Here is a 12310-nt window from a genome sequence, read left to right on the forward strand (position 1 = left end):
TAGTGTCGGCCCATGCCCGCCCGCACCCTCCATCTCGCCCTTCCCGGCCCGGACGCCACCGCCGCCCTCGCCCGGCGGATCGGGGCCGGTCTGCGCCCGGGCGACGTGCTGCTGCTCGATGGGCCCGTGGGTGCCGGAAAGACCCATTTCGCCCGCAGCCTGATCCAATCCCTGCTACCCGTGCCCGAGGATGTCCCATCCCCGACCTTCACCCTTGTGCAGACCTACGAAGGGGCCGGCTTCGACATCTGGCACACCGATCTCTATCGCCTGTCCTCAACGGAAGAGGTGATCGAGCTTGGCCTGCTCGAGGCTTTCGATCACAGTGTCACGCTTGTCGAATGGCCCGACCGGCTGGGCGCCCTTGTTCCGACCAATGCGCTGACACTTGCCTTCGCGCCGCATGACGACCCCGATCAGCGTGTTCTTGACATCACCTGGCGCGATCCGCGATGGGATGACCGCGCAGGGGAGTTTTCCGCATGAGTCATCTTGAACCGGACAGCCGCGAGGGTGAAATCCGCGACTTCATCGAACGCGCGGGATGGGCCGACGCGGTGGTGTCGCACCTCGCGGGCGATGCCTCGAACCGCCGCTACCTGCGCCTGATCCGGCCCTCCACGGCCCAGCGCGCCGTGCTGATGGACGCGCCGCCCCATAAGGGCGAGGATGTGCGCCCGTTCATCCATATCGCCGAGTATCTAACCGGCATCGGGCTCAGCGCCCCGCGCGTGCTCGCCCGCGACGAAGCGGGCGGCCTGCTGTTGCTGGAAGACCTTGGCGACGCGCTCTTCGCCAGCATCGTCCCGCGCAATCCGGACCTGGAAAATAGGCTCTATTCCACCGCGATCGACGTTCTGATCCACCTGCATGCCCAGACTCCGCCCGCCGGTCTGGCCCGCTATGACCCGCCCGCCGCGACTGCTCTCTCCGCGCTGGTTTTCGACTGGTACGTTCCCGGTGCAACGGACACATCCAAACCGTCCAGCCGGCCCGCATTCGAAGCCTGCGTGCATGACCTTCTGGCCGAACACGCCGCGGATTGCGATGTGCTGATCCAGCGCGATTACCACGCGCAAAACCTGCTGTGGCTGCCCGACCGCGAAGGCATCGCCCGGGTCGGCCTGCTCGATTTTCAGGACGCGATGCTGGGCCATCGCGCCTATGACCTTGTCTCGCTGCTTCAGGATGCCCGCCGCGATGTGCCGCCGGAGTTGGAGGCACGGATGCGCGACCGCTACACGCTTCAGACCGGCCAACACCCCGAGGCCTTCGCCGCCTCCTATGCCGTGCTCGGCGCCCAGCGCAACCTGCGCATCCTGGGCGTGTTCGCCCGGCTGTGCATCCGGGACTGCAAGGCGCATTACGTCGATCTGATCCCCCGCGTCTGGGACCTGTTGCAGCGCGACCTCGCCCACCCGGTCCTTGCGCCTTTGCAGGCGATCCTTGCCGAAACGCTGCCCGCCCCCGACGCGGCCCTTCTGGAAAAGCTGAAATCAAAATGCGCGACGCCCCCGACGCAGTGATGCTCTTTGCCGCCGGATTTGGCACGCGGATGGGGGCGCTGACCGCGTCGCGGCCCAAGCCATTGATCGAGGTGGCGGGCAAGCCGCTTCTCGATCACGCGCTCGACCTCGTGGCGGCATATGGGCCTGCGCGCGCGGTGGTCAACACCCACTACCTGTCCGACCAGGTTGCGACCCACCTCGCCGGGCGCGATATCGCGGTCTCCGACGAGCAGCCCGATATCCTCGAAACCGGCGGCGGGCTGCGCAAGGCGTTGCCGTTGCTGGGCGAGGGCCCGGTCTTTACCATGAACACCGATGCCGTCTGGTCCGGCCCCAATCCGCTGGCACAGCTTGCCGCGGCGTGGGACCCCGTGAGAATGGATGCCCTTCTGCTCTGCATCCCACCGCAGAACGCCATCGGCCATACCGGCACCGGCGATTTTATCATCGACGCGTCAGGCCGCGCCACGCGTGGCCGCGGGGCCATCTATTCCGGCCTTCAGATCCTAAAGACAGACGGGCTTTCCGCCATCCCCGAGCCTGCGTTCTCGCTCAACATCCTGTGGAACCGGATGCTCGACACGGGCCGTCTTCATGCGGTGACATATCCGGGCCAATGGTGCGACGTCGGTACGCCCGAGGGCATCCCCCTCGCCGAAGAAATGCTGCGAAACGCCCATGTTTGAGCCGTTCGATACCCCGCGCATCTTCGGCATGCCGCTGGGCGCCGACTTCCCGCGGGAGCTGGTGCGCGGCCTGCTCGACGCCTATGCCGAGAAGCCGCCCGAGGCGCTGGCCCGCGTGCATCTTGTCGTCAACACCCGGCGCATGGCCCGCCGCATCCGGGCACTGTTCGATCAAGGCCCGGCGCGCCTGCTGCCCCGGATCAGCCTTGTCACCGACTTCGGCGAGGTCCTCGGCCTCACCCATATCCCCGAGCCGGTCCCGCCCCTGCGACGGCGACTGGAACTCATAACCCTCGTCTCCGCCCTGCTGGACCGCGAGCCTGATCTCGCGCCGCGCGCCGCGCTTTATGACCTGTCCGACAGCCTGGCCCAGTTGATGGACGAGATGCATGGCGAAGGTGTCGTGCCCGAAGACATCACCCGCATCGACACCGGCGACCAGTCCGGTCACTGGGCGCGGATCAAGACGTTTCTGGGCATACTCGGCCCCTATTTCGAGGCCAGCAGCGACGCACCCGATGTCGAGACGCGCCAGCGCCTGGTGATCGAGACCTACGCCCGCCTCTGGCAGGATCAGCCGCCCGATCACCCGATCATCCTGACAGGCTCCACCGGATCTCGCGGCGCAACGCGCCTGCTGATGAAGACGGTCGCGCAATTGCCGCAGGGCGCCGTCGTGCTGCCCGGCTTTGACGCCTATCAGCCCGATCACGTCTGGGACAAGCTGACCGATCCGCGCACCAGCGAGGAGCACCCGCAATACCGCTTTGCACAGCTTCTGTCCGATCTCGGCGCAGCGCCGGCCATCATCCGCCCCTGGCCGGGAACAGAGCCTGTATCGCCCGAACGCAACCGTCTCGTGTCGCTGGCCCTGCGCCCCGCGCCCGTGACGGATGAATGGCTGTCGCACGGGCCCGCGCTGGCCCCCGACATTACGTCTGCGACCGCGGGCATCACCCTGCTTGAGGCGCCCTCGGCGCGACTCGAGGCGCTGTGCATCGCCATGCGACTGCGCGAGGCGGTCGAGAACGGCCAGACCGCCGCGCTGATCACGCCCGACCGAACCCTGACCCGGCGGGTCGCCTCTGCGCTGGACCGTTGGGGCATCCGGCCCGACGACAGCGCGGGCGTGCCGCTGCACCATTCCGCGCCCGGCCGGTTTTTGCGCCACGTGGCCGAGATCCTGAAGGCGCCGCTGGATGTGGCGCAACTGCTCACCCTGCTGAAACATCCCTTGACGAACATGGCCGGCGAACGCGGTCCGCACTTGCGCCTGACGCGCGAGCTGGAGCTATTCCTGCGCCGCCAAGGCCCGCCAGAGCCGGATCTCGCAACACTCCAAACCTGGGCCGCAACGATCGAAGACCCCTATGTCGGCCCTTGGCTTGACTGGCTGCGGTCCTGCTTTTTCGACAACGCAAACCCCGAGGCGCGACCGCTGACCGAGATCGTCAACGCGCATATCGCACTGTCCGAGTCTATATCGCGCGGTCCCGACACCGATGTCCCGCTTCGGCTCTGGGACGAAGGCGCGGGGCGCGAAGCGCATAAATGCGTCTCTGACATTGCCGAAAACGCCGAGCACGGTCAGGCGATGCGCGCACTCGACTACATCAACCTCTTTCACGCCATCCTGTCCCGCGAGACCGTCCGTGCACAGACCGACCCCGACCCTCGCGTTCTGATCTGGGGCACGCTCGAGGCGCGCGTGCAGGGCGCCGATCTGCTGATCCTGTCGGGCCTGAACGAAGGGACCTGGCCCGAGGCCCCGCCGCGCGACCCGTGGCTCAACCGCGATATGCGGCACCAAGCCGGCCTCTTGCTGCCCGAGCGCAGGATCGGCCTCTCCGCGCATGATTTCCAGCAGGCCGTGACGGCCACGCCCACCGTCTGGATCACCCGCGCCATACGCTCGGACGATGCGCAAACGGTGCCGTCTCGCTGGCTGAACCGGCTGACGAACCTGCTACAGGGATTGAAAGAGGAAGGCGGCGCAGCGGCGCTTGCCGAAATGAAGCAACGCGGCCGCGACGCGCTCGCGCTGGCCGAGACTTTCGAGGCGGTCGCGCCGATGCCCTCCGCCCGGCGTCCGGCGCCGATTCCCCCGGTCGAAACGCGACCCAGGGAATTGTCCGTCACCCGCATCGAAAAACTGATCCGCGATCCCTACGCGATCTATGCCGACAAGATCCTGCGCCTGCGCCCGCTCGATCCGCTGATGAAACTGCCCGATGCGCGCCTGCGTGGCGAGGTGCTGCACGACCTGCTGGAACATGTGATCAAGGACACGCTGGAGGATCCCGACAACCTGACACCGGCGTACCTGACGCAAAAAACAGTCTCTGTTCTCGACCAAACCGTGCCCTGGGGTGAGGCGCGGGCGCTCTGGTTCGCGCGGATCGCCCGTATCGCGGAATGGTTCATCGAAACCGAGGCGGGCCGCCGTGCGCTGGCCCGGCCCACCGCGTTCGAACAAATGGCAAAGGCGCGGGTCGAGCCGCACGCCTTCACCCTGACGGCCAAGGCCGACCGGATCGACATCGACGCCGCTGGAGGCCTGCATATCTACGATTATAAGACCGGCGCGCCGCCGTCGCCCAAGGCGCAGAAGGCATTCGAAAAGCAGCTTCTGCTCGAGGCCGCGCTGGCCGAACGCGCCGGGTTCGGCAATCTTGCCCCCGGCCCCGTCGCCCGCGCCGTCTTCATCGGGCTCACCGGCGACCCCTGCGAGGCGCCGGCCCCGCTGGACGAGGTGCCGACCGGCCAGACATGGGCGGAGCTGAAGGATCTCGTCGCCCGCTACATGGACCCCGGACAGGGCTACCTCTCACGCCGCGCGATGAAGACCAAGGACATGCCGGGCGACTACGATCAGCTGGCCCGTTTCGGCGAGTGGGACATCACTGACGACGCCGATCCGGAGAAGGTGGGCAGATGGTAGACGACGCCTCCCAGCGCCAGATCGATGCCGCCCGGCCCGACCGCTCCACATGGTTGTCGGCCAATGCGGGTTCGGGCAAGACCAAAGTGCTGACCGACCGGGTCGCACGGCTGCTTCTGGCCGGAACAGACCCGCAAAACATCCTGTGCCTGACCTATACCAAGGCCGCCGCATCCGAGATGCAGAACCGCCTGTTCGACCGTCTCGGCGAATGGGCGATGCAGTCCGACGCGGAGCTGGAACGGCAATTGACCAACCTTGGCATCGACGCGCCCGTCACGCATGAGCGCCTGCGCGAGGCGCGGCGGCTTTTTGCGTTGGCCATCGAAACGCCGGGCGGGCTGAAGATCCAGACCATCCACTCCTTCTGCTCCGCCCTGCTGCGACGCTTCCCGCTCGAGGCCGGGGTCAGCCCTCAGTTCACCGAGATGGAAGACCGCGCCGCCGCGCTGCTGCGGTCCGAGGTTGTCGAGAAAATCGCCAGCGGCCCCGACGCTCAGGTGCTTTACGATCTGGCCGAGCAATATACCGGCGAAGACCTGGATAGCCTGACGCAGGAAATTGTCGGCAAGCGGGACCTGCTGTCCGGACCGATCCGCGATGGCGATCTGTCGAGCCTTTTTGGCCTGAAACCGGACGACACCGAGCAGGGGCTCGTGGCTTCGGTCTTTCTGGGCGGCGAGGCGGATCTGATTGCCGATCTCCTGCCGCTCCTGACGGCCGGCAGCAAGACCGATGCCATCGCTGCGGTCAAGCTGACCATGGCCGATATCCCATCGCTTCAGGCCTTGCCGGTCCTGGAGGGAGTGTTTCTGACCGGCAGCGGTGCCAAATCGCCGTTTTCGGCCAAGATAGGCTCTTTCCCGACCAAAGCTGTCCGCGAAGACAACCCGGACCTGATCGAGAAACTCAATGCGTTCATGACCCGCGTCGAGGCCGGCCGCGATACCCGGCTTGCGCTCGATGCCCGTGCCGCGGCGCGGACACTGCACCGCTTTGCCGCCATCTTCCTGCCCGCTTACGCCGCCGCCAAGGAAGCGCGCGGCATGCTGGATTTCGACGATCTCATCCTGCGCAGTCGGGACCTTTTAAACGATCCCAAGGTCGCAGACTGGGTGCTTTTCAAGCTCGACGGCGGCATCGACCACATCCTTGTCGACGAAGCGCAGGATACCAGCCCGGTGCAGTGGAAATTGATCGAACGCCTGTCGCAGGAATTCACCAGTGGTACCGGCGCACGCGCCGACCGCCAGCGCACAATCTTCGTCGTTGGCGACAAAAAACAGTCGATTTACTCGTTTCAGGGCGCCGATCCCGAAGGATTCGACCGCATGAAGGCAGATTTTCGCAATAAGCTGGAAATCACCGAAGCGCCCCTTCAGGACATGGAGATGGAGTTTTCCTTCCGCTCCGCACAGACCATCCTCTCGCTGGTCGACGAGACCTTTCAGGGGCTCGAGTCGAGCGGATTCACCCAGCGCGAAAAGCACAAGGCGTTTCACGCCGCCATGCCGGGCCGTGTCGATCTCTGGCCTCCCGTCGAGAAGGAAGAGGCCGAGGAACCGCCCCCGTGGTACGACCCCGTCGACATCAAGGCCCCCGGCGACCCGGCGACCCGTCTTGCCGCGCAAATCGCGCGCAACATCAAAACCATTCTCGGAACGCCCCTGCCATCCAAGGACGGCGGCAAAGCGCAGGCCATCACCGAAGGCGACATTCTCATTCTCGTACAGCGCCGGTCCGACCTCTTTCACGAGATCATCCGCGCCTGCAAATCCGAAGGCTTGTCCGTCGCCGGGGCCGACCGCCTGCGCGTCGGCGCGGAACTGGCCGTGCGCGATATCGCGGCGCTTCTCTCGTTCCTCGCCACGCCCGAAGACAATCTCTCGCTCGCAGCCGCCCTGCGCTCGCCGCTGTTCGGCTGGAGCGAGGGGCAGATCTTCGACCTCGCGCATTATCGCACTCAACGCTATCTCTGGCAGGCCCTGCGCGACCGTGCGGCCGAGTTTCCCGAAACCCTCGCCATCCTGAACGATCTGCGCGGCGCCGCCGATTTCCTGCGCCCTTACGACATGATCGAGCGCATTCTCACCCGTCACGACGGGCGCGCCCGCCTTCTGTCGCGGCTCGGACCCGAGGCCGAGGACGGTATCGACGCGCTTTTGTCGCAGGCCATGGCCTATGAGCGCAACGCGGTCGACAGCCTGACGGGTTTTCTCGTCTGGATGGAAACCGACGACCTCGAAATCAAGCGCCAATTGGACAATGCGGGCAACCGGATCCGCGTTATGACCGCGCATGCCGCCAAAGGGCTGGAATCGCCCATCGTAATCCTGCCCGACTGCGCCAAGCGCGATCTGCGCGTCGATTCCAGGCTCGTGGGGGCCGGCGATACCGCCGTCTGGCGGACGCGCAAGGATGATCTTCCCGCCGCGCTGCAGGCCATCGACGCCGCCGGGCGCGATGCGCAATGGGCCGAGCGCGACCGCCTGCTTTACGTCGCCATGACCCGGGCCGAGCAATGGCTGATCGTCGCCGCCGCAGGCGACCTTGATAAGGAGGGGCGCGACTGGTACAGCAAGGTGCGCGGCGGGATGCTGCGCTCGGACGCGGTTGAGCACGTCTTCGAGGGTGGTCAGGGATTGCGGCTGCAAAGCGGGAATTGGGCCGGGTTAGAGCCTGTTTATGCAGATGTCACCGTCGCCGCGGCACCACTGCTCCCGCCGTGGTTCGCCGATCCCGCGCCGCCCGCGCCGCCCGCGCCAGAGACCCTCGCGCCGTCCGACCTTGGCGGCGACAAGGCCCTGCAGGGAGAGGCGGGGCTCGATGAGGACTCCGCCAAGCGCCGGGGAAGACAGATGCACCGCCTGCTGGAGATTCTGCCCCAGCATGACATGGCCGCATGGCCCGCCACCGCGGCCTCGCTGCTGGCCCACGGGCCAGACGCGGCGCAGGGGCCGAACCTCGCCCAGCTTCTGGCAGAGGCGCAGACCGTTTTGTCTCAGGACCATCTGCGCCCGCTCTTCTCGTCCGAAGCGTTGGCCGAAGTGTCCGTTTCCGCCAACATAGACACGCTGAGCGGCCAACGCATTCACGGCACGATCGACCGCCTGATCGTGACGCCCGAGAAAATCCTGGCTGTCGACTTCAAGACCAACGCCGTGGTACCCGACACGCCCCAGAACGTCCCGTCAGGGCTGTTGCGTCAGATGGGAGCCTATGCCCATGCCCTTCAACAGATTTATCCCGGCCGCACCATCGAGACCGCGCTGCTCTGGACCCGCACCGCCACGCTCATGCCGCTGCCACACGATCTTGTGACGCAAGCCCTGGCCGACACCCATATAGCTTGACGCTCCCCATGCCGCTACATAGGTTCGCTGTCGAACCCGAGCTCAAGGAGAGACCAAGATGGCCACCGTTGCCGTAACCGACGATACGTTCGATAGCGAAGTGAAGAACTCCGACATTCCCGTCGTGGTGGATTTCTGGGCCGAATGGTGCGGCCCCTGCAAGCAGATCGGCCCGGCGCTGGAGGAGTTGTCCGCAGAGATGGATGGCAAGGTCAAGATCGCCAAGGTGAACGTGGACGAGAACCCCAACTCGCCCTCGCAACTGGGCGTGCGCGGCATTCCGGCGCTCTTCATCTTCAAGAACGGCGAGGTCGTGTCGACCAAGACCGGCGCCGCCCCCAAGGCCGCGCTGCAAGGCTGGATCGAAGAGTCGATCTGACGAACAGATGAATAGAATAGTGAAGGGGTCGCCTGCTGGGCGGCCCTTTTTCATTTAAGCACCACGCGCGGAACAAAGGCGCAGCAAAGCTGCGCCGCCGCGCGTCGCCGGGCCGCCCCCCGGCACGGCGATTTGGCTAGGTATGGCTCCAACCTAAACTTTCACGGACTTGGCATACATAAAGTGCCCCGATCACCCGTCTATTCGCCGCACCGCGGCCCGTCGATGCGCGGCACCCATTTGCCCGCTCGGGTTGCCACCGCGCCTCACGCCTTCCATATAGGTCCAAAGATCAAAGGAGCCCCGACCATGAGCGATTTCCCCGGCTGGCACGGCACAACCATCATCGGCGTCCGCAAAGGCGGGCAGGTCGTCGTCGCGGGCGACGGGCAGGTCAGTCTTGGCGACACCGTCATCAAGGGCACCGCCCGCAAGGTCCGCCGCATCAGCCCCGGCGGCTATGACGTGGTCGCCGGTTTCGCCGGCTCCACCGCCGATGCCTTCACCCTGCTGGAACGGCTGGAGTCGAAGCTGGAAGCGACCCCGGGCCAGCTGCAACGCGCCAGTGTCGAACTCGCCAAGGATTGGCGCACCGACAAGTATTTGCAAAAGCTCGAGGCGATGCTGATCGTCACCGACGGCTCGCAGCTTTACGTGATCACCGGCGCGGGCGACGTGCTGGAACCCGAACACGATGTCGCCGCCATCGGCTCGGGCGGGAACTATGCGCTGGCCGCCGCGCGCGGCATGATCGACAGCGACAGGTCCGCCGAACAGATCGCGCGGGATGCCATGGCCATCGCCTCGGACATCTGCGTCTACACCAACGGCAACCTGACCGTGGAGTCCATCAGCGCATAGCGAGCGCTTGGCGAGCATCGCTCGTCAGTCAGGGCAGGTCGGAATGCGGTCTTTCTTTCGTCCAAACGGTCCATTAGTGCTGGCGCGAAGACGACCAGAGGACTTTGCATGACCCTGACCCAGGACGACCTGCGCGCCGCCACCGCCGCCGGCATCATCGACGAGGCCCAGGCCGCGCGCCTCAGCGCCCTCTCGCACGAACGCGCGGGCCGCATCGCCCGGCGTGCCAACGAGGATGAACCGTTCGAGCTCTTTTCGGGTTTTGCCGAGATCTTCATCTCGCTCGGCCTGATCCTGCTGACCTCGGGCGCCGTGACCTTCGCCTTTGCCGCGGGCGGGGTGGTGTTCGTCATGGCGGCGCTCATGGCCGTCGGCTGGTTCGCGGCCCATTACTTCACGCTGAAACGCCGGATGAGCCTGCCCTCCATCGTGCTGGTCTGCACCTACGCCACCGGCGCGGGCGGGCTGATCGGCTTTGTGCTCGACATGATCGGCCTTACCTCCGGCGCATTAGCGGCCATCCTCCTCGGCCTCGGCGGCATGGCCTCGATCCTGCTGCATTACCGCCGCTTCCGCGTGCCGTTCTCGATGCTGCTCGTCGGTCTTTACGGCTTCATGACGATCTACGCGATCACCACCGAAACCAGCCCCGTCGACACATTGATGTCCGGCAGTTTCCGGAGCCTCTTCGACCTGCGCCAGGGCGGGTCCCTGGCCATCGGCACGCTGATCTTCGGCATTCTCGCCTTCATCGCCGGCCTCTGGTTCGACATGCAGGACCCGCACCGCATCGGCCGCCGCGCCCGCTCGGCCTTCTGGCTGCACCTGCTGGCCGCGCCCGCGCTGGTGAACACGGTTATGATGACCGTCTACAATTTCGACGGCGCGCTCGGCACGATCCTCACCATCATCGGCTTCCTTCTGGTCACCTGCCTTGCGCTGGTGATCGACCGCCGTTCCTTCCTGACCGCCGGCATGGGCTATCTCGCCGCGGTGATCTACTGGCTCTTCAGCATGGATGGCGGCGGCACGCAGTTGCCGCTCCTGATGCTCGTCATCGGCGCCTTCATCACCGGCCTCGGCACCTTCTGGACCCACCTTCGCGTCGCCCTCATGCGCGCCCTGCCCAAATTCCCCGGCAAGACCCGCCTGCCCCCCTATGACGACGCCACCGCAACCTCCGAGTAACCGCACCTTGCGTTTCGCCCCCCCATGCTTACGTTCCCCCGTAACGCAACCACAGGACGCCCCATGACCGACCTCACCCCGCGCGAAATCGTCTCGGAACTCGACCGCTACATCATCGGGCAAAAGGACGCCAAGCGCGCCACCGCCGTCGCCCTGCGCAACCGCTGGCGCCGCAAGCAGCTCTCCGACGACCTGCGGGAAGAGGTCTATCCCAAGAACATCCTGATGATCGGCCCCACCGGCGTGGGCAAAACCGAGATCTCCCGCCGCCTGGCAAAACTCGCCCGCGCCCCCTTCATCAAGGTCGAGGCGACCAAGTTCACCGAGGTCGGCTATGTCGGCCGCGATGTCGAACAGATCATCCGCGACCTCGTCGACAGCTCCATCGCCCAGACCCGCGACTTCATGCGCGAAGACGTCAAATCCCGCGCCCACCAGCAGGCCGAGGATCGCGTCATCGCCGCCATCGCCGGCGAGGATGCCCGCGAATCCACGCGCGAGATGTTCCGCAAGAAGCTCAAGGATGGCCTGCTCGACGACACCGAGATCGAGCTTGACGTCGCCGACACCTCCAACCCCCTCGGCATGATGGACATCCCCGGCCAGCCCGGCGGCGGCCAGATGGGCATGATGAATCTCGGCGACATCTTCGGCAAGGCCTTCGGCGGCCGCACCACCCGCAAGAAGATGACCGTCCGCGAAAGCTACGACATCCTGATTTCCGAGGAAGCCGACAAGCTCTTGGACGACGAAACCGTCAACCGCACCGCCCTGGAAGCGGTCGAGCAGAACGGCATCGTCTTCCTCGACGAGATCGACAAGGTCTGCGCCCGGCAAGAGGCCCGCGGCGGCGACGTCTCGCGCGAGGGGGTGCAGCGCGACCTCTTGCCCCTGATCGAGGGCACGACCGTCTCGACCAAGCATGGCCCGGTCAAGACCGACCACATCCTCTTCATCGCAAGCGGCGCCTTCCACATCGCCAAGCCGTCCGACCTCTTGCCCGAACTTCAGGGCCGCCTCCCCATCCGGGTCGAACTGCGCGCCCTCACCGAGGAAGATTTTGTGCGCATCCTGACCGAGACGGACAACGCCCTGACCCGCCAGTATTCCGCCCTCATGGGGACCGAGGAGGTGACCGTCGAATTCACCGAGGACGGCATCAAGGCCCTCGCCCGCATCGCGGCGGAGGTCAACCAGACCATCGAGAATATCGGCGCGCGCAGGCTCTATACCGTGATGGAACGCGTGTTCGAGGAACTCAGCTTCACCGCGCCGGATCGCGCCGGCGAGAAGGTGGTCGTGGACGAAGCCTTCGTGGACGCCAACCTGGGCGAGCTGATGAAGTCGACGGATTTGAGCAGGTATGTTTTGTAGGGTATAGCTAAGCCTGCTAT

At 65.7% G+C, this 12310-nt stretch carries 9 protein-coding genes; all 9 read left to right on the forward strand.

The genetic code is table 11. The features are described 5' to 3' along the window. Positions 1-12: 12 nt before the first annotated feature. The 9 genes from tsaE to hslU all read left to right on the forward strand — a co-directional run bounded on the left by tsaE (position 13) and on the right by hslU (position 12290). The gene (tsaE, locus tag RBB31_RS00110; RefSeq protein ID WP_306127229.1) at positions 13-486 is read left to right on the forward strand and encodes a tRNA (adenosine(37)-N6)-threonylcarbamoyltransferase complex ATPase subunit type 1 TsaE; all 474 of its coding nucleotides are present in this window, start codon (positions 13-15) and stop codon (positions 484-486) included. Further along, positions 483-1526: an aminoglycoside phosphotransferase family protein gene (locus RBB31_RS00115; protein WP_306127230.1), complete on the forward strand. Its 1044-nt coding sequence runs from the start codon at positions 483-485 to the stop codon at positions 1524-1526. Before tsaE ends, RBB31_RS00115 begins: the two co-directional genes overlap by 4 nt. Beyond that, a complete protein-coding gene (locus RBB31_RS00120; RefSeq protein WP_306127231.1) occupies positions 1502-2194 on the forward strand; it encodes a nucleotidyltransferase family protein in 693 nt (230 codons plus the stop codon). The genes RBB31_RS00115 and RBB31_RS00120 overlap by 25 nt, the downstream gene beginning before the upstream one ends. Further along, positions 2187-5135, forward strand: coding sequence for a double-strand break repair protein AddB (gene addB, locus RBB31_RS00125; RefSeq protein ID WP_306127232.1), 2949 nt, complete (start codon positions 2187-2189; stop codon positions 5133-5135). The genes RBB31_RS00120 and addB overlap by 8 nt, the downstream gene beginning before the upstream one ends. Then, positions 5129-8488, forward strand: a complete 3360-nt coding sequence (gene addA, locus RBB31_RS00130) for a double-strand break repair helicase AddA (RefSeq protein ID WP_306127233.1) — start codon at positions 5129-5131, stop codon at positions 8486-8488. Before addB ends, addA begins: the two co-directional genes overlap by 7 nt. A 58-nt stretch (positions 8489-8546) precedes the next feature. Continuing rightward, positions 8547-8867: a thioredoxin gene (gene trxA / locus RBB31_RS00135; RefSeq protein ID WP_306127234.1), complete on the forward strand. Its 321-nt coding sequence runs from the start codon at positions 8547-8549 to the stop codon at positions 8865-8867. 309 nt (positions 8868-9176) lie between these two features. Next, positions 9177-9728: an ATP-dependent protease subunit HslV gene (hslV, locus tag RBB31_RS00140; RefSeq protein WP_057795335.1), complete on the forward strand. Its 552-nt coding sequence runs from the start codon at positions 9177-9179 to the stop codon at positions 9726-9728. 108 nt (positions 9729-9836) lie between these two features. Further along, a complete protein-coding gene (locus tag RBB31_RS00145; RefSeq protein WP_306127235.1) occupies positions 9837-10916 on the forward strand; it encodes a hypothetical protein in 1080 nt (359 codons plus the stop codon). A 63-nt stretch (positions 10917-10979) separates the two neighbouring features. Continuing rightward, positions 10980-12290: an ATP-dependent protease ATPase subunit HslU gene (gene hslU, locus RBB31_RS00150; protein WP_306127236.1), complete on the forward strand. Its 1311-nt coding sequence runs from the start codon at positions 10980-10982 to the stop codon at positions 12288-12290. The last annotated feature ends 20 nt before the right edge of the window (positions 12291-12310 follow it).

It is taken from the genome of Roseovarius sp. MMSF_3350 (assembly GCF_030733425.1).
Classification (GTDB): domain Bacteria; phylum Pseudomonadota; class Alphaproteobacteria; order Rhodobacterales; family Rhodobacteraceae; genus Roseovarius.